The 17,091-nt window shown below is 68.1% G+C and carries 15 protein-coding genes; 4 read left to right on the forward strand and 11 right to left on the reverse strand.

Features of this window, described 5'->3' with window-relative positions; translation table 11 throughout:
* Positions 1-73 precede the first annotated feature (73 nt).
* The 5 genes from TabM4_RS06760 to TabM4_RS06780 are packed head-to-tail and all read right to left on the reverse strand — an operon-like array spanning position 74 to position 4,935.
* Positions 74-1,540, reverse strand: a complete 1,467-nt coding sequence (locus TabM4_RS06760) for an aldehyde dehydrogenase (RefSeq protein WP_434620243.1) — start codon at positions 1,538-1,540, stop codon at positions 74-76.
* Positions 1,541-1,561: 21 nt separating this feature from the next.
* Positions 1,562-2,599, reverse strand: a complete 1,038-nt coding sequence (locus tag TabM4_RS06765) for an LLM class flavin-dependent oxidoreductase (RefSeq protein WP_434620246.1) — start codon at positions 2,597-2,599, stop codon at positions 1,562-1,564.
* Positions 2,596-3,534: a flavin reductase family protein gene (locus TabM4_RS06770; RefSeq protein ID WP_434620248.1), complete on the reverse strand. Its 939-nt coding sequence runs from the start codon at positions 3,532-3,534 to the stop codon at positions 2,596-2,598. Before TabM4_RS06770 ends, TabM4_RS06765 begins: the two co-directional genes overlap by 4 nt.
* Positions 3,531-4,361: an alpha/beta fold hydrolase gene (locus TabM4_RS06775; RefSeq protein WP_434620251.1), complete on the reverse strand. Its 831-nt coding sequence runs from the start codon at positions 4,359-4,361 to the stop codon at positions 3,531-3,533. The genes TabM4_RS06770 and TabM4_RS06775 overlap by 4 nt, the downstream gene beginning before the upstream one ends.
* Positions 4,333-4,935, reverse strand: coding sequence for an amino acid synthesis family protein (locus tag TabM4_RS06780; RefSeq protein WP_434620254.1), 603 nt, complete (start codon positions 4,933-4,935; stop codon positions 4,333-4,335). The genes TabM4_RS06775 and TabM4_RS06780 overlap by 29 nt, the downstream gene beginning before the upstream one ends.
* 101 nt (positions 4,936-5,036) lie before the next feature.
* Between TabM4_RS06780 and TabM4_RS06785 the strand changes: the two genes are divergently transcribed.
* Positions 5,037-5,705 (forward strand): GntR family transcriptional regulator, encoded by a 669-nt coding sequence (locus TabM4_RS06785; protein ID WP_434620257.1) that lies wholly within the window; start codon positions 5,037-5,039, stop codon positions 5,703-5,705.
* Positions 5,702-5,989, forward strand: a complete 288-nt coding sequence (locus TabM4_RS06790; RefSeq protein ID WP_434620260.1) for a DUF1330 domain-containing protein — start codon at positions 5,702-5,704, stop codon at positions 5,987-5,989. Before TabM4_RS06785 ends, TabM4_RS06790 begins: the two co-directional genes overlap by 4 nt.
* A gap of 141 nt (positions 5,990-6,130) precedes the next feature.
* Here TabM4_RS06790 and TabM4_RS06795 read toward each other — a convergent pair whose 3' ends face one another.
* Complete coding sequence (locus TabM4_RS06795) at positions 6,131-9,193, reverse strand: efflux RND transporter permease subunit (RefSeq protein ID WP_434620263.1); 3,063 nt, start codon at positions 9,191-9,193, stop codon at positions 6,131-6,133.
* On the reverse strand, positions 9,190-10,332 hold the full coding sequence (locus TabM4_RS06800; protein WP_434620266.1) for an efflux RND transporter periplasmic adaptor subunit: 1,143 nt from the start codon (positions 10,330-10,332) through the stop codon (positions 9,190-9,192). Before TabM4_RS06800 ends, TabM4_RS06795 begins: the two co-directional genes overlap by 4 nt.
* A 226-nt stretch (positions 10,333-10,558) precedes the next feature.
* On the opposite strand from TabM4_RS06800, the gene TabM4_RS06805 reads away from it, so the two are divergent.
* Positions 10,559-11,239, forward strand: a complete 681-nt coding sequence (locus TabM4_RS06805; protein WP_434620269.1) for a VOC family protein — start codon at positions 10,559-10,561, stop codon at positions 11,237-11,239.
* Positions 11,240-11,246: 7 nt separating this feature from the next.
* On the opposite strand, the gene gph is transcribed toward TabM4_RS06805, so the two are convergent.
* From gph to TabM4_RS06825, 4 genes are all read right to left on the reverse strand, one after another.
* Positions 11,247-11,897, reverse strand: coding sequence for a phosphoglycolate phosphatase (gene gph, locus TabM4_RS06810; RefSeq protein WP_434620272.1), 651 nt, complete (start codon positions 11,895-11,897; stop codon positions 11,247-11,249).
* Positions 11,897-13,279, reverse strand: a complete 1,383-nt coding sequence (locus TabM4_RS06815) for an NAD(P)/FAD-dependent oxidoreductase (RefSeq protein ID WP_434620275.1) — start codon at positions 13,277-13,279, stop codon at positions 11,897-11,899. Before TabM4_RS06815 ends, gph begins: the two co-directional genes overlap by 1 nt.
* A gap of 7 nt (positions 13,280-13,286) precedes the next feature.
* On the reverse strand, positions 13,287-14,648 hold the full coding sequence (locus TabM4_RS06820; RefSeq protein ID WP_434620278.1) for a glutamine synthetase family protein: 1,362 nt from the start codon (positions 14,646-14,648) through the stop codon (positions 13,287-13,289).
* Between the two features lie 175 nt (positions 14,649-14,823).
* Positions 14,824-16,047 (reverse strand): acyl-CoA dehydrogenase, encoded by a 1,224-nt coding sequence (locus tag TabM4_RS06825; RefSeq protein ID WP_434620281.1) that lies wholly within the window; start codon positions 16,045-16,047, stop codon positions 14,824-14,826.
* Between the two features lie 135 nt (positions 16,048-16,182).
* On the opposite strand from TabM4_RS06825, the gene TabM4_RS06830 reads away from it, so the two are divergent.
* Entirely contained in the window at positions 16,183-17,076 is an 894-nt protein-coding gene (locus tag TabM4_RS06830; RefSeq protein WP_434620284.1) for a LysR family transcriptional regulator, read from the forward strand.
* Positions 17,077-17,091 lie beyond the last annotated feature (15 nt).

Consider the following 17,091-nt stretch of genomic DNA (forward strand, 5'->3'; position numbering starts at 1 on the left):
CCGTAAACTGTCAGCACGCGGCGGACTGCGAGGCAGGGTTTCGTTAGGGAAGGGTGAAGAAAATGCCCAACCCCTAACGCATGATGAAGGGGTCGGGGATCGGATCGTCGGAGGTGCGCAGCCAGACGGTTTTCGTGGTGGTGTAGTCCAATGCCGCCGCGAGGCCCCCTTCGCGGCCATGGCCGGAAAGGCCGTGGCCACCGAAGGGGGCGATGGGCGAGACGGCGCGGTAGGTGTTGACCCAGACGACGCCCGCCCGGATGCCCCTGATCATGCGATGCGCGCGGGTCAGAGAGCGCGTAAATACCCCGGAGGCGAGGCCATAGGCCGTGTCATTGGCTTTTTCCAGCGCCTCTTCTTCGGTGTCGAAGGTGGTGACGGCGAGGACGGGGCCGAAGAATTCGTCCGAGAGCGCGGGGGCATCGGGCGCGTCGGAGCAATCGAGGATGGTGGGCGGGAAGAAGAAGCCGGGGCCGGGGAGGGCGGTGCCGCCGGTGACGATCTTTGCGCCGCGCGCGAGGGAGGTGGCGATGGTGGCCGCGATATGGTCGCGCTGGCGGGCGGTGCAGAGGGGGCCAACCTCGGTTGTCATGTCATCGGGAGCATTGACGCGGATCGCCTCGGCCTTGGTCTTGAGCTTGGCAAGGAAGGCGTCCTTGACGCCCGCCTGCACCAGAAGGCGCGATCCCGCGACGCAGGATTGGCCGGTGGCGGCGAAGATGCCCGAGACCTGCGCATTGGCGGCGCTGTCCAGATCGGCATCGTCGAAGACGATGAAGGGGGATTTGCCGCCCAGTTCCAGCGAGGTGGAGGCGAGATTTTCGGCGGAGTTGCGCACCACGGCGCGGGCCGTGCCGGGGCCGCCGGTGAAGGCGATATGGGCGACCTTGGGGTGTGTCGTGAGGATGTGGCCGCAGTCGGGGCCGAAGCCCGTGAGGATGTTCACCACGCCGGGGGGGAAGCCTGCGGCATGGATGAGGCGGGCGAAGTGCAGGAGGGGGGCGGGGCCGTCCTCTGACGCCTTCAGCACCACGGTGCAGCCTGCGGCGAGCGCGGGCCCCAGCTTCACGGCGGAGAGGAAGAGTTGCGAGTTCCACGGCACGATGGCCGCGACCACGCCCACGGGTTCGCGTCGGGTCCAGACCTCCATGTCGGGTTTGTCGATGGGGAGGTGCGCGCCTTCGATCTTGTCCGCAAGGCCTGCGTAATAGCGGTAGTATTCCGCGACATAGGCGATCTGGGCGGTGGTTTCGCGGATGATTTTCCCTGTGTCGCGGGTTTCGAGGCGGGCGAGATCGGGGGCGGCTTCGGCCACGAGATCGGCCAGTTTCAGGAGGAGTTTGCCGCGCTGGCTGGCTGTCATCTTCGGCCATGGGCCGGAGGTGAAGGCGCGGTGGGCGGCCTGAACGGCGGCATCCACCTCGGCGGCGCGGGCCTCGGGCATGTCGGCCCATGGGGTGCCGGTGGCGGGGTCGAGGCTGGGGAAGCGGGCGGCTCCGTCATGGAAGGCGCCGTCGATATAGAGTTGGAAACGGTCCATCGGGTCCCCCTTGGCGGCAGGTCAGGCGAAGGCGGGCATCACGTCCTGAATGAAACGGATGAGGCTGGCGCGCTTGCGTTCGAAGCTTTGGCCGCTGTCGATCCAGAGCGAGAATTCGTCATAGCCGAGCGCCTTGATGCGGTGGAGTTTGTCGATGACTTCGGATGCGTCGCCAATGAGGAGATTGTCGCGCATGACCTGCGGCGAATAGAAGGGGTGGGCGGCGATTTCGGCGTCGGTCAGGGGTTCGATGAGGCCCTGCTTTATGGGCCGCTTGTTCAGGAACCATGCGCCGAAATAGTTGTAGAAGCGGTTGAGTTCATCGGCGGCAAGATCGGCATCGGCGCGGTCGGTGGCGACATAGCCGTGTTGCAGGACCATGATCTTGGGGCGCGGCGTTGCCGGGAATTTCGCGCAGGCGTCGTTGAAGCGCTGCATCAGGCTTTCGATTTCCGCGAAGGGGTTGTGGAGCGGCGTGCATTGCACGTTGCAGCCCTGCGAGACGGCGAATTCATGGCTGTTCGGATCGCGCGCCGCCACCCAGATGGGGGGATGCGGCTGTTGCAGGGGTTGCGGGGCCGAGGTGGTGGCGGGGAATTGCCAGTATTGCCCGTCGAGCGCGTAATCGCCCTGCCAGAGCCCCTTGATCGCGGGGATGAGTTCGCGCATCCGCCCGCCCGCGTTCCATGCGTCCAGCCCCGGCAGGAGGCGTTCGTATTCAAAGCTGTAGGCCCCGCGCGCGATGCCGAGGTCAAGGCGTCCATCGGTGATGATGTCGGTCATCGCGGCCTCGCCCGCCAGCCGGATCGGGTGCCAGAAGGGGGCGATGACGGTGCCCGTGCCAAGGCGGACATGTTTGGTGCGGCGCGCGATGTCGATCAGGTTGAGGAAGGGGTTCGGGGCGATGGTGAAGGACATGCCGTGATGTTCGCCCGTCCAGATCGCGTGCATCCCGCCTTCGTCGGCGATGTGGCAGAGGTCCAGCATCTCTTTGTACAGGCGGGTTTCGGGATCGGTGGGGCTGACACGCTCCATATGCACGAAGAGCGAGAATTTCATCGGGATGTCCTTCCGACCAGCGCGACCTGGCCTTTGTTCTGGTTGCCGAAATAGATGCCGTAATTGCCCATGCGCGATTCCTCGGCCAGACGGTCCAGCATGGTGCGCAGGGCCTGATCGGTGACTTCGGCGAAGCTGTCGGGGGCGAGGTCGACGAAGGCGCCGCGCGCGGGGGTGCCGGTGGTGGCGGGGCAGCGGAAGGCGATGTGCTGCTGGGCGCGGGCCACGTCTTCGTAGACGGAGTAGAGGGGGCCGGGTTCGGCGGTGAGGCCGGAGGCGGCGATGAGGGCGGTGAGGGCGGCGGTGGTGCCGTCGCGGCCGACGCGGGCGGTGGGCAGGGTGAGGCCGCCGAAGCCGTCGTCGACGAGGAGGACCTGCCCTTGCCGTTCGAGGATGGCGGAGACGATGATATCGGGGCCGGTGGGAAGGGTGGCTTGGGTCGCGACGGGGGTGAAATAGGTGCCGCGATAGTAGCCGAGGCCCGGGGCGGTGGTGGCGTTGAAGGCCTCGATCCGGCCGATGAGGATGGTGTGGTCGCCTGCCTCGACGATCTGGTGGGGGGTGCAGTCGAACCATGCGGCGACGTCGGGCAGGAGGGGGGCGCCATGCGGGCCGGGCTGCCAGTCGATCCCGGCGAAGCGGTCGGGGACGGGGCGGGCGAAGGTGGAGGAGATGTGTTTCTGCCCTTCGGACAGGATGTTGACGGCAAAGCCCGTGGCAGTGGTGAAGGCCGCGTGATTGGCCGAGTTGCGGGCGATCTGCACCAAGAGGAGGGGCGGGTCGAGCGAGACGGAGGAAAAGCTGTTCGCGGTGAAGCCCAAGGGTTTGCCGGCGGCGTCGCGGGTGGTGACGACGGTGACGCCGGTCATGAAGGTGCCGAAGGCATCGCGCAGGGCGCGGCGGGGATCGGGGGCGGCAACCGGGGCGGAGGTCATGCGCGCAATCCTTCGGTTTCGGCCATGAGCGGGGTTCCCAGCCAGTCGCGCAGCGCCTGTGTCACGCGGTCGGGGGCGGTGAGGTTGACCATGTGGCGGTGGCCCTCGATCACCACGGCGCGGCCTCGGGGCGCCGTGGCGGCCATGAGGCGGGTCATTTCGGGGGTGGAGTTGGGGTCGCCATCGCCGGTGAGGACGAGGGCGGGGCAGGTGATGGCCTCCCAGCGGTCGGCATAGACATCGTCGCCGGTGGCGAAGGCGCGGTAGGCGGCGGCATAGCCTGCCGGGTCCACCTCGTGCAGCCAGCGGGCGACCTGCGCGCGGGGGGTGGCATCGGCAGGGCCGCGGGTGAACCAGCGGTCGAGCGGGGCCTCGGCGTCGAAGGTGCCTTGGGCCATCGCCTCGGCCCGGGCGGTGACGGCGGCGCGGGCCTCGGGCGTGCGGCGGTGGACGGCATTCAGCACGGCGACGCGGCGGATGAGTTCGGGGTAGTCGGCGGCAAGGCCCGTGGCGATGAGCGCGCCCATGGAATGGCCCGCGACATTCACCGCGCCTGCATTGAGGGCGAGGATCACGCGGGCGGCCCATGAGACGTAATCGGGCAGGGTCGCGCCGGGGGGGAGGGGGGTGGACGTGCCATGGCCCGGCATGTCGACGGCGAAGACGCGGTGGGTGGCGGCCAGCGCGGCGATCTGGGGGGCCCAGGCGCGGGCGTTGAGGCCGACGCCGTGGATCAGGAGGAGCGGTTCGCCCGCGCGGTCCTTCGGGCCCACCTCGATGAGGCCCGCGGTTTGCCCGTCAGACAGCCGCAGGGTTTTCGACATCATGGCCCAGATCCTTCAGATCCTGATAGCGGTCGCCGATGCGGTGATGCGGGCGGCCACCGATGGAGGCACCGAGTGCGACCACGATCTCATCCGCGGCGGGGGCGTCGGGGATGGCGAAGTGGACGGTCAGGTAATGCGAGCGGCGGCCTTCGTCGTTCTTGTCCATCAGCGGGATCATCACGGGCGTGTTGGCCCCGCCGCGGATATTGGTGAAGGCGAGATAGGTCTTGGCCCCCACGGCCTGCCGGTAATGGTTGCCGAAGCGCAGGGTGTGGATCAGGGCGGAGGCATGTTCCACCTCGCCGTCCAGCCCCACGATCGCGGCCTTGCCATAGCCTTCGACCATGTCCCCGCCGCCTGCGGCATCAAGGATCATGCCGGTGAGCAGGGCGCCCAGTTCGGGGGCGATGGCATGGATCGCGGGTTTCAGGTCCTCGACGAAGCCCATCCCGGCCCAAGGGTTCTTCACCACCGCCGCCGCGCCGATCAGTTTGAGCGGGCGGGGGGCGCTGCGGCCGCCCTCGATCAGCGTGGTTTCGACATGGAGCAGCGTCTTGCGGATCTGGGCGGGCATCGGGGACCTCTGGCTTTCGGTGGATTGTATGTTGGTATACCATAAGATGAAATGTCAATGAGTCGTTGCCGGGCGGGATGGAAAGGGGCTAGGGTCGGGGGATGGAACAGCTTTCGCAGGATGAGTTGCGCATCGACCGCCCGCCGCAGACCCTGCGGGGGATGGCGCTGGAGCGGATGCGGGCGGCGATCATCGCGGGGCGTTTTGCTGGCGGGGCGCGGCTGGTGGAGCGGACGCTCTGCGACCAGTTGGGGGTGAGCCGGTCGGTGGTGCGCGAGGTGATCCGCGTACTGGAGGCGGAGGGGTTGGTGGAGAGCCTGCCCAACCGGGGGCCGGTGGTGGCGCGGATGGATTGGGCGCTGGCGCGGCAGGTCTATGACATCAGGCGGCAACTGGAGGGCAGCGCGGCGGAGGCCTGTGCGGCTGTGGCCGATGCGGGCGTGGATGCGGCGCTGGCCGCCGCGCTGGCCGATATCCGGGCAGGGGATGAGGCGCGGCTTTTCGCGGCGACGACGCGGTTCTACGAGGTGATCTTCCGCGCGGCTGGGCACGAGGTCGCTTGGGAGATCGTGCAACGCCTGAACGGGCGGATCAGCCGGTTGCGGGCGCTGACGCTGGCGGCGGCGGATCGGGAGGTGCCGGGGCCGGAGCGGATGGCGCGGATCGCGGCGGCGATTGCGGCGCGGGATGGCGCGGCGGCGCGGCTGGCGGTGGAGGCGCATCTGGACGAGGCGGCGCGGCTGGCACGGCGGGCGCTGGAGGGGGGATGATGGCGGCCTATTGGATTGCCCATGTCACGGTGACGGATGCGGAACGCTATGCCGGGTATCAGGCGCTGGCGCCTGCGGCCTTTGCGCGGTTCGGGGCGCGGTTCCTTGCGCGGGGGGGCGAGGCGGAGGTTCTGGAAGGGCCCGAACATGCGCGGCATGTGGTGATCGAGTTTCCCGATCTGGCGGCGGCGCGGGCCTGTTATGACAGCGCGGAGTATCGTGCCGCGCGGGCGGCGCGGGAAGGGGCTGCGGATGTGGCGGTGGTGATCGTCGCGGGGCTGTGACGGGGGCCTGCGAATTTTCTGCGAAAATTCGGTTGGGGCGGGGGTGGCGAATTTTCTGCGAAAATTCGGGCACCTGCGGTGCTGCGCGGGACGCGCAGCGGGGGAATTTTCGCAGAAAATTCGTCCCTGCTGCGGGTGGGATCAGTGGCTGGCGACCGGGTCTTCGACCGGTTTCGCAAGCTCCTTGCGCGAGATCAGCGTATAGAAGGCGGGCACGACGAAGAGGGTGAAGATCGTCCCCACGACGATGCCCGAGAAGATCACGAGACCCACCGAATAGCGCGCGGCCGCCCCCGCGCCATCGGCGATGATCAGCGGGATCACCCCCAGCGCCATGGCGGCGGTGGTCATCAGGATCGGGCGCAGGCGGACCTTGGCGGAGGCGACGATCCCCTCGCGCGCGGAAAGGCCGCGCTCGCGCCGGAGCTGGTTGGCGAATTCCACCAGAAGGATGCCGTGTTTGGTGATCAGCCCGATCAGGGTGATCAGCCCCACCTGCGTGTAGATGTTCAGCGTGCCGAGGCCGAGGTTCAGGGGCACGATGGCCCCGAAGATCGACAGGGGCACCGACATCATGATGATGAAGGGATCGCGGAAGCTTTCGAATTGCGCGGCAAGGACGAGATAGATCACCACCACGGCCAGACCGAAGGCGAGGAGGATGGTGTTGCCCTCGGTCACTTCCAGCCGGGATTGGCCGGAATAGTCGATGAAGAAGCCGTCGGGCATGGCCTTCTCCGCCTCGTCCACCAGAACCTGCAGGGCGTCGCCGGTGGAGACGCCGGGGATGGGCAGGGCGGAAAGGGTGGTGGAGTTCAACTGGTTGAACTGTTCGATGGCCGAAGGGGCGACCTTGGTATCCACCGTCACCACGGCGGAGAGGGGGACCATCTGGCCTGTGGTGGAGCGGATGTAGAAATCCGTCAGACGTTCGGGGTTGTTCCGGTATTCCTCGGGCACCTGCATGATCACGTCATAGCTGTTGCTGTCGCGGTCGAATTGCGCGACGGCCCCGCCGCCGACGAGGAGGCCCAGCGTGGTGCCGATGTCGCGGGCGGGCAGGTTGAGGGCGGCGGCGCGGTCGCGGTCGATGCGCAGGACGACCTGCGAGGAATTGTAGGAGAGCGAGTTCTGCACCACGATGAAGCGGCCGGAGGCCATGGCGGCGGCGCGCACTTCCTCGGCCACTTCGAAGATGCGGTCGGAGGGGCCTGTCGATTGCAGCACGAGGCTGACGGGCAGGCCGCCGCCCGCGCCGGGTAGGGAGGGGGGCGCGAAGACGAAGGCCTGCACGCCCGCGATGGCGCCGAGGCGGCCCTGCAGATCGGCCTGGATTTCGGCCTGGCTGCGGTCGCGTTCCGACCAGTCCTTGAAGGCCCAGAGCGCGATGCCGGAATTGGTGGCCCCGCCGAAGCCCACGACCGAGAAATTGGCCGAAAGTTCGGGCAGGTCCTTGGTCAGGTCGCGCATCTGGTCGATATAGGTGCGGGTGTATTCCGAGGTGGCGTAGGGGGGGGCGTTGACGAAGGAGAAAAGGGCGCCGCTGTCTTCCTCGGGGGCGAGTTCGGTGGAGGTCTTGGTGAAGAGATAGCCGGTGAGGGCGGTGAGGACGATCACCATCATCAGGGTGACGGGGCGGTAGTCGAGCGAGGAGGCGACGCGGCGTTCATACCAGCCCGCGAGGCGGTCGAAGCCGCGGTCGACGGCGATCTGGAAGCGGGAATGGCCGCCCTTCTGCAGGAGGCGGGCGGACATCATCGGGGTGATCGTGACGGCCACGATGCCCGAGATGATGACCGCGCCTGCCAGCGTGACGGCGAATTCGCGGAAGAGCGCGCCGGTGAGCCCGCCGGTGAAGGCGAGGGGGGCGAAGACGGCGGCGAGGGTGATCGTCATGGCGACGACGGGGCCGAAGATTTCCTTCATGCCGATGAAGGCGGCCTGGATCGGGCGGAAGCCCTCTTCGATATGGCGGTGGATGTTTTCCACCACCACGATGGCGTCATCGACGACGAGGCCGATGGCGAGGACCATGGCGAGAAGCGACAGCAGGTTGATGGAATAGCCTGCGAGGTAGAGGATGAACAGCACGCCCAGCAGCGAGAGCGGGATCGTCACCACCGGCATCAGGACCGAGCGGAAGGAGCCGAGGAAGAGCAGGATGATCAGGATGACGATGGCCACGGCCTCGGCGATGGTCTTGAAGACCTCGGTGATCGAGGCGCTGATCTGTTCGGTGGCGTCATACATCAGGGTGAGCGTCATGCCCTGCGGCAGGCTGGACTGGATCAGCGGCAGTTCGGCCAGAACGGCGGCGGACATGTCGAGCGGGTTGGCACCGGGCGTGGGGAAGACGCCGATGAAGGTGCCGGGTTCGCCGTTGAAGTTCACGATCGTGTCGGTGGAGGCGGCGGCGAGTTCGACGCGGGCCACGTCGCCCAAGCGGACGACATCGTCCCCTTCGCCCGTGATGGGGAGGGCGGCGAAGGCCTCGGGCGTTTGCAGGGTGGTTTCCATCGTGATGGAATAGGAGGTGAGGTCGCCTTGCGTGCGGCCGGGGGCGGCGAGGAAGTTGGAGGCGTTGATCGCGCCCAGCACCTCGGCCGCGGTGAGGCCGCGACCGGCGAGGCGGATCGGGTCGATCCAGACGCGCATGGCATAGGTCTGGCCGCCCAGCACCTGAATCTCGGCCACGCCGGGGATGGTGGACATCCGGGGGCGGATCACGCGTTCGATGTATTCGGTGATCTGTTCCGACGTCATGTTGGGGTTCTGCATCGCCAGATACATGGTGGCGAAGGTCATCCCCGTGCCCTTGACGATGGTCGGATCCTCGGCCTCGGAGGGGAGGCGGGAACGGACCTGCTGGACCTTGGACATGACCTCGGTCAGGGCGATGTCGGGATTGGCGCCCAGACGCATGTTCACCGTGACGGTGGAGGCGGAGGGGCGCGAGGTGGAGGTGATGTAATCCACGTTCTCGGTCGTCGCCACGGCGGCGGCGATGGGGGCGGTGATGAAGCCTTGGATCAGGTCTGGCGAGGCACCGGGATAGACGGTGGTCACGGTGATGACCGTTTCCTCCACCTCGGGATATTCGCGGATCTGGAGGTTGAAGAAGCCCTGCAGGCCGAGAAGCAGGATGAGGAAGCCCAGAACGGTGGAGAGGACCGGGCGCTTGATGAAGATATCCGAGGGGCTCATTCGCCGGCCCCTTCGGTTGCGGCGGCACCCAGCGCGGGGCCGGTGGCGGCGGCGGCGGGGTTCACGCTGTTGTCGACGGTGGCGGGTTGGCCGTTGGACAGGCGGTTCTGGCCCGCGGTCACGACCTGATCGCCGGGGGCGACGCCCGAGACGATTTCCACAACGCCGCCCGAGCGGCGGCCGGGTTGGACGAAGACCTGCTGCACCTGAAGCTGTTCGGCATTCTCTTCCGACGGGCGGACCACATAGACGTAATCGCCGTAGAGGCTGGTGGAGAGGGCGGTCTGCGGCAGGGCGATGACGCCTTCCTCGGCGGGAAGGGCCACGCTGATGCGGACGAACTGGCCGGGGGTCAGCCCGCCCTGCGGCGCGGCGACCGACCCGCGCAGCGCCACGAGGCGGGTGGCGGGATCGACGCGGGGGTCGATGCCGGTGATGGCCCCGGTGAAGGCCTGATCGTTGCCTTCGATGCGGACTTCGAGCGATTGGCCGATGGCGAGTTTGGGCAGGTCCTGTTCGGGCAGCGAGAAATCGACCCGCATCGTCGAGAGGTCCTGCAGGGTGGCGATGATCGTGCCGGGGGCGACATACTGGCCGATTTCCACCCGCGAGAGGCCGATGGTGCCCGCGAAGGGGGCGGTGACCTGACGCTGGTCCAGAACGGCCTGCGCGCGGGCGAGCTGCGCCTCGGCGGCCTGTGCGGCGGCCTGCGTCTGATCGAGCGAGGCGGAGGTGGCCACGCCGCGATTGGTGAGGCCCTGCGCGCGGGCGAGGTTGCCGCGTTCCAGTTCGGCCTGCGTGCGCGCGGCCTCGACATCGGCGCGTTGCACCACGTCATCCAGCCGCATCAGGAGCGCGCCTGCGGCGACCTGCGTGTTGGGCTGGAACAGGATCTCTTTCACCACGCCCGCGGATTCGACGGTGAGATCGACGCCTTGGGCGGCGTTCAGCGTGCCGATCGCCTCGATCACCGGGGTCCAAGTGACGGGCTGCGCCTCAATCGTGGAGACGGTGGCGGGCTGCTGCGGCATGTTGGCGAAGATCTGCGCGATCATGTTGTCGCGGAAGAAGTTGAACCAGACGAGGCCGCCCCCGACGAGGCCGAGCAGGACAATGGCGATGAGGAAGCGTTTGACCATGGGAGGCGGGCCTTTTCGGAAAAGGTCTGGGTGCTGGCGAAAATTTGCTGCGCCTTGAATTCACCTTGGAGGAGGGAGAGTCAAGGAAAGGGGATGCACAGAGACGTGTGCGCGGGGCTTTGGCAGGGAAAAAGGGGGCCTTGTCGCATGGAAGGGCAGTTGAATGCGCGGGTTGCATCTGCCACAGGCAAAGGGTGGATGCGAAACGGGAAGGCGGGCGCGGGGCATGGCTGGATCAGTGAGGATCGTGCCGGAACTGGCGGTGAGGGACGTTGCCGCGGCGGCAGGGATGCTGCGGACGGTGTTCGGCTTTGCCGGTGCGGGGGACCTGCTGAAACTGGGTGATCAGGCGGTGGCGCTGGTGCGGGCCGATGGGGTGCCGGGGCAGGGCGGGATCGACCATCTGGCGCTTGCTGTGGCGGATGTGGATGCGGCCTTGGCGGGGTATCTGGCGCGCGGGGCGCGGCTGGAGGCCACGACGCCGGAAGGCCCGCGCGAGATCGCGGAATTCTGGGAGGGGGGCGTGCGGTACGTCTTCCTAGAGGGGCCGGAGGGGGCGCGGATCGAGCTTTGCGCACGGCTGGCGGGTGAGGTGCGGACGGGGTTACCGGGGCATGACCATCTGGGCATTCCCTGCACCGATCTGGCGGCGACGGAGGGGTTCTTCCTTGGCCTTGGGCTGCGCCCCGTGGCGGGGGTGGACCTGACGCGGGAGGACGGGGTGACGCGGGTGCGGTTCCTTGCGCTGGGGTCCAGCGTGGTGGAACTGTACGAGCCGCCCGCCCTGCGCGGGGTGGTGCCTCCCTTCTCGACCGAAGGGCTGTGGCGCGGGCTTCGGCTGGAGGGGACGGCCTTGCCCAAGGGGGCGCGGGTCGGGCCGGACGGGCTGCGGGTGACGGTGGTCTGAGGCGGGATCACCCGCGCAGGCGGGCGACGCGTTCGGGCATCCTGTCCCAATGATCGAAGCTTGCGGCATGGGGCAGGTCGGCAAGGGGCGTGCTGCGGTAGCCTTCGGTGAAGAGCAGCAGGGGCACGCCCGCGCGGCGGGCGGTTTCGGCATCGACCTCGCTGTCGCCCACGAAGAGGACGGGACCGCCGCCCGTTGCCGCGATGGCATGGTGCAGGGGCGCGGGGTCGGGTTTGCGCAGGGGAAGGGTATCGCCGCCCACGATCACGGGGAAGCGGTGGGTCCAGCCCAGATGGCGCAGGAGCGCGCGGGTCGGGCCTTCGGGTTTGTTGGTGCAGAGGGCGAGCGGCAGGTCGAGCGCGTCGAGCGCGGATTCCACCCCGTCATAGGGGCGGGTGAGGCCCTGCGGATCATCCTCGTAGCGGGCGGTGAAGCGGGCGCAGAGGTCGGCGTGGCGGGCGGGATCGTCGGGCAGGTCCAGCGCGCGCATGACGCGGGTGATGAGGGTAGGGACGCCGCCGCCGATGAAGCCGCGCACGGTGGCGAAGGGGAGGTCGGGCAGACCCTCTTCGGCCAGCAGGCGGGCGACGCCTGCATGGATGTCGGGGGCGCTGTCCACCAGCGTGCCGTCGAGGTCGAAGATGAGGGCGGATAGCATCAGCGCCCCGTGAGCCAGTTGCCGAATTTCGCGAGGCGCGAGGGCGGTCCGAGGCGGGCGGTCTCGCGCCGGTCGGCCATGCCATAGAGGCCATACATGCCATGCACGCCCAGCCAGCGCAGGGGTTCGGGTTCCCATTTGCGGACGCGGCGGTTGACCCAGGGCAGGCGGGTCAGGTCGGTCTGCCGGCCCAGCGTGAGGTCGGCCAGCGTGCGGCCCGAGAGGTTGGAGGTGGAGACGCCGACGCCGACATAGCCGCCCGCCCAGCCGATGCGGGTGGCGGGGTCGAGGCCCGCCGTGGCGCACCAGTCGCGCGGCACGCCGATGACGCCGCACCAGGCATGGTCGATGCGGTAGGGCTTCGTTGCCGGGAAATGGGTGTGCAGGATGTTTGTCAGGCGGCGGATGGTTTCGGGATCGGGGATGCCCGATGTGTCGATGGCCGAGCCGAAGCGGTAGGGCACGCCGCGCGCGCCCACGGTGATGCGGCCCTCGCGCGTGCGTTGGCAATAGCAATAGGCATTGGCGAAATCGCCAAGGATTTCATGGCCCTGCCAGCCGATCTGCGCCCAGACCTCGGGCGGGAGGGGCTCGGTCGCGATCTGGGCGGAGTTGAGCGGGAGCCATTCCCGTTTCAGCCCCGGCAGGGTGGCGGTGAAGCCTTCGGTGCAGCGCAGGATGGTATTGGCGGTGACGGTGCCGCGCGCGGTGGTGACGCGGCCGGGGGCGAGGGCGGTGACCTCGGTTTCCTCGTGGATCGTGACGCCCATCGCTTCGACCACCTGCGCGAGGCCGCGGACGAGTTTGGCGGGCTGGATGCGGGCGACGCCTTCCACCACCATGGCGCCGAGGACGCCGGGGATGTTGACGCGGCTGGCGGTCTGGCCCGCGCCGATCATGTGGACGCGATGCTCGCCCCAGTGGCGGCGGTGGGCGGTTTCGGCCTCGCAGCGGGCAAGCTGGGCGGGGGTGGTGGCGACCATGAGTTCGTCGGTGCGCAGGATGTCGGCCTTGATGCCTTCGGCATCGGCGACGCGGATGATTTCATCCACGGTGCCGTTCATCGCCTGCACCATGGCGCGGACGGCGGCCTCGTCCGAGGTGGCGAGGTAGCGGTCGTGATTCCAGGCGAAGCCACCGGTCAGCCAGCCGCCATTGCGGCCGGAGGCGCCGAAGCCCGCGAAGGTCTTTTCGCAGATCACGATGCGCAGGGAGGGATCAGCCTTCTTCAGGTAATAGGCCGACCAGAGGCCGGTATAGCCCGCGCCGATGATGCAGACATCGGCGGTGGTGTCGCCGGGCAGGGGCGCGCGCCGGGTTTGCGGCAGGCCGATATCGGCATACCAGAAGGAGACGTCGCCGATGCGGGCGGGCTGGGTCATGGGGGCCTCAGAGATACCAGTCATATTCGCGGGGCAGGACATCGGCCATGAAGGCCTCGAATTCCGCCCGCTTGATGGTGGCATAGGCGGCGGGGTAGCGGGGGCCGAGATATTCGGCCATGAGCGTGGAGGCTTCCAGACGGTCGAGCGCGGTCCAGAGTTTCAGGGGCATGGCGGGGTCGGCCTCTTCGCCTGCGTTCCCGGTGGAGGGGGGCGTGGGCATCAGGCGGTTGGCCAGCCCGTGATGGAGGCCCGCGAGGATGGCGGCCATGACGAGATAGGGGTTCGCCTCGGCCCCGGCGATGCGGTGTTCGATCCGCCGCGCGGCCCCGCCGCCTGCCGGGATGCGGAAGCTGACGGAGCGGTTGTTGGTCCCCCATGAGGTGTTGACAGGGACGAACTGGTTGGGGGCGAAGCGGCGATAGGCGTTCAGGTTGGGCGCGAAGATCGCCATGGCGTCATGCGTCGTCGCCTGAAGGCCCGCGATGGCGTGGCCAAGCATCGCATCGCCCGTGGGCAGGCGGTCATCGAAGATGTTGCGGCCTTCCGCGTCAAGGAGGCTGAGATGGATGTGCAGGCCCGAGCCGGACTGATCGGCGAAGGGTTTCGACATGAAGGTCGCGTCCAGCCCGTGGCGGTTCGCCACGCCCTTGACGATGCGGCGCAACATCAGGGCGTGGTCGGCGGCCTGCACCGGATCGGGGAGGTGGCCGAGATTCACCTCGAATTGCGCGCCGCCATATTCCGCGGTGGCGGCCCCGGCGGGGACGCCTTGGGCGATGCAGGCGGCGTCGATCTCGGCGAGGATGTCCGCCCATTCGTCCAGCTTGTCGAAGGCCAGCACGCGCGGTGCCTCTGGCGCGCGGCCGGACCGGGCGGGGCGGGCGGGGGAGATGCGGCCAGCCGCGTCGCGGGCGGGATCGACGAGGTAGAATTCAAGCTCGCAGGCGGTAACGGGGGTCAGGCCCAGATCGGCGAAACGGGCGACGACAGAGGCAAGGATGCTGCGCGGGTCGAACCACCATTGCGCCAGCCCTTCCGGGGGTGCGGGGGCGATAAGGACCTGCGCGGTGTCTTGCAGCCATGGCACCGGGGCCAGCGTGCCGGGGATGGGATATGAGGTGGCATCGGGGTCGCCGTCGGAAAAGCCGATGCCTTCGACATCCCAACAGGCCCCCAAGGCATCGAGCGTGGTGATGCCCGCGCAGAAGGCCACGCCTGAGGACCAGACCTTGGCGGCATCGCGGATCGGGTAACGTTTGCCGATGGCGGTGCCGCAGAGATCGAACATCACGGCATCCAGAAAGCGGGTGCCGGGATGGGCGGCGAGATAGGCGTCAAGCTCGGGGATATGGGGCGCATGTGTCATGCGTCGGAGCCTAGCCAAGGCGCGGCGCTTGTCATCCCCGAAAGACGGCTTCCCGGCCGGGGGATGCGAAAATTCTTCGTACGAAGAATTTTCGTGCCCGGCAGGGGGGGCGGGGGCCTGCGGCCCCCGGGGAAAATTCTTCGGACGAAGAATTTTCGTCCCCCGCGGCGGGGCGTCAGAAGAAGGCCTGAATGCCGGTGATCGCGCGGCCGAGGATCAGGGCGTGGATGTCATGCGTGCCCTCGTAGGTGTTGACCGTCTCGAGGTTCACCATGTGGCGCATGATCTGGAAATCCTCCTGGATCCCGTTGCCGCCATGCATGTCGCGGGCCCAGCGGGCCGCGTCCAGCGCCTTGCCGCAATTGTTGCGCTTGATGATCGAGATCATCTCGGGCGCGGCATTCGCCTCGTCCATCAGGCGGCCGACGCGCAGGCTGGCCTGCAGGCCGAGCGAGATTTCGGTCATCATGTTGGCGAGTTTCAACTGGAAGAGTTGCGTGCCGGCGATGGGCTTGCCGAACTGCTTGCGGTCGAGGCCGTATTGGCGGGCGGCCTGCATGCAGAATTCCGCCGCCCCCATCACACCCCATGAAATGCCATAGCGGGCGCGGTTGAGGCAGCCGAAGGGGCCTTTCAGGCCTTCGACATTGGGAAGCAGGGCGTCTTCGCCCACTTCCACATCCTTCATCACGATTTCACCCGTGATCGAGGCGCGGAGCGAGAGCTTGCCGCCCACCTTCGGCGCCGACAGGCCCTTCATGCCCTTGTCCAGCACGAAGCCCTTGATCTTGCCGCCATGCGCCTCGGATTTCGCCCAGACGACAAACACATCGGCGATGGGGGCGTTGGAGATCCACATCTTCGCGCCGTTCAGCACATAGCCGTTCGCCGTCTTCTTCGCGACGGTCTTCATGCCTGCCGGATCGGAGCCCGCATCAGGTTCGGTAAGCCCGAAGCAGCCGATCCATTCGCCGGAGGCGAGTTTGGGCAGGTATTTCGCCCGCTGCGCCTCGGTTCCGTAGGCGTAGATCGGGTACATCACCAGCGAGCTTTGCACCGACATCATCGAACGATAGCCGCTGTCCACCCGCTCCACCTCGCGCGCCACGAGGCCGTAGGCGACGTAGGAGGCGCCCAGCCCGCCATATTCCTCGGGGATGGTGACGCCCAGAAGGCCCATCTCGCCCATCTCGCGGAAGATCGACGGATCGGTGGTTTCCTCGCGATAGGCCGCTGTGACGCGGGGTTGCAGCTTTTCCTGCGCATAGGCGCGGGCGGCATCGCGCAGCATGCGCTCTTCTTCCGTCAACTGGTCGTTGAGGCGGAAGGGGTCTTCCCAGTCGAAGCGGGCAAGATCGGGGGCGTCCTTGGCTTTCAATTTGGGGGCGTCGAGGCTCATGTCGGTTCCTCCGGGTCAGGGGGCCAGTGTGCCATCGGCGCGCGAGTCGCGCATCAGGCGTGTTGTTGCCTGTATGCCGGGGGATTTTGTGATATAATAGCGAAATATACTGCAAAGATGTTGAGGTTTCTGCAAATGATCCTGTCGCGTCGTCATCTTCCATCGCTGTCCGGCCTGATGGCGCTGGAAGCGGTGGAGCGGTTGGGCACGGCCACGGCGGCGGCGCGGGAACTGGCGCTGACGCCGGGGGCGGTGAGCCGTGCCCTGCAGGAGGTGGAGGGGCAGTTGGGCGTGACGCTGCTGATCCGCGACCGGCAGCGGCTGCGGCTGACGCCTGCGGCGCGGGAATATGTGGCCGAGGCGCGGCGGGCGTTGGGCCTTCTGTCGCAGGCGGGGCTGCGGCTGCGGGCGGGGGGCGGGGGGGAGAGCCTGACGCTGGCCATCCTGCCCGCCTTCGGGATGCATTGGCTGGCGCCGCGCCTGCGCGGGTTCCGGGCGCGGGAACCGGGCATCGCGCTGACGCTTGCCACGCGGTTGCGGCCTTTCGACATGGAGGCGGAGGGGTTCGATGCGGCGATCCATTACGGGCGGGCCGATTGGCCGGGGGCGGAGCATCTGCTGCTGATGGAGGAGGAGGTGCTGCCGGTCTGCGCGCCGGGGGCCTTTGCCCTGCCGCTGGCGGGGCCTGCGGCGGTGCTGGACCTGCCGCTTCTGCAGATCGAAAGCCGGACGGGGGATTGGGGGCGGTGGTTCGCGGGGCAGGGGATGGCGGGGTTGCGGCCGGGGGGGATGCTGTTCGACCAGTTCGCCACGATGCATCAGGCGGCGGTGCATGGTCTTGGCGTGGCGCTGTTGCCGACCTTCCTGATCGCGGAGGATCTGGCGGCGGGGCGGCTGGTGCCGGTCTGGGGCGGGCCGGTCAGGGCGGCGGGGAGCTATTGGCTGGTCTGGCCGAAGGGCGTGCCGCCGCGTCCGGCGATGGCGGCCTTCCGCGGCTGGATCGGGGGGGAGGTGGCGGGCGGGCGCTGAGTCGGGCCCCGAGTC

Origin of the sequence: Tabrizicola sp. M-4, from assembly GCF_051132405.1 — a bacterium.
In the GTDB taxonomy this organism is placed as follows: Bacteria; Pseudomonadota; Alphaproteobacteria; order Rhodobacterales; family Rhodobacteraceae; genus Paragemmobacter.

Coding starts and splice junctions, on each gene's coding strand:
- TabM4_RS06795 (WP_434620263.1), bottom strand. CDS start 9,193: ATGAGCCCCTCGGATATCTTCATCAAGCGCCCGGTCCTCTCCACCGTT.
- TabM4_RS06770 (WP_434620248.1), bottom strand. CDS start 3,534: ATGACCTCCGCCCCGGTTGCCGCCCCCGATCCCCGCCGCGCCCTGCGC.
- TabM4_RS06765 (WP_434620246.1), bottom strand. CDS start 2,599: ATGAAATTCTCGCTCTTCGTGCATATGGAGCGTGTCAGCCCCACCGAT.
- TabM4_RS06775 (WP_434620251.1), bottom strand. CDS start 4,361: ATGATGTCGAAAACCCTGCGGCTGTCTGACGGGCAAACCGCGGGCCTC.
- TabM4_RS06800 (WP_434620266.1), bottom strand. CDS start 10,332: ATGGTCAAACGCTTCCTCATCGCCATTGTCCTGCTCGGCCTCGTCGGG.
- TabM4_RS06815 (WP_434620275.1), bottom strand. CDS start 13,279: ATGACCCAGCCCGCCCGCATCGGCGACGTCTCCTTCTGGTATGCCGAT.
- TabM4_RS06785 (WP_434620257.1), top strand. CDS start 5,037: ATGGAACAGCTTTCGCAGGATGAGTTGCGCATCGACCGCCCGCCGCAG.
- TabM4_RS06780 (WP_434620254.1), bottom strand. CDS start 4,935: ATGCCCGCCCAGATCCGCAAGACGCTGCTCCATGTCGAAACCACGCTG.
- TabM4_RS06820 (WP_434620278.1), bottom strand. CDS start 14,648: ATGACACATGCGCCCCATATCCCCGAGCTTGACGCCTATCTCGCCGCC.
- TabM4_RS06790 (WP_434620260.1), top strand. CDS start 5,702: ATGATGGCGGCCTATTGGATTGCCCATGTCACGGTGACGGATGCGGAA.
- TabM4_RS06830 (WP_434620284.1), top strand. CDS start 16,183: ATGATCCTGTCGCGTCGTCATCTTCCATCGCTGTCCGGCCTGATGGCG.
- TabM4_RS06825 (WP_434620281.1), bottom strand. CDS start 16,047: ATGAGCCTCGACGCCCCCAAATTGAAAGCCAAGGACGCCCCCGATCTT.
- TabM4_RS06760 (WP_434620243.1), bottom strand. CDS start 1,540: ATGGACCGTTTCCAACTCTATATCGACGGCGCCTTCCATGACGGAGCC.
- TabM4_RS06805 (WP_434620269.1), top strand. CDS start 10,559: ATGGCTGGATCAGTGAGGATCGTGCCGGAACTGGCGGTGAGGGACGTT.
- gph (WP_434620272.1), bottom strand. CDS start 11,897: ATGCTATCCGCCCTCATCTTCGACCTCGACGGCACGCTGGTGGACAGC.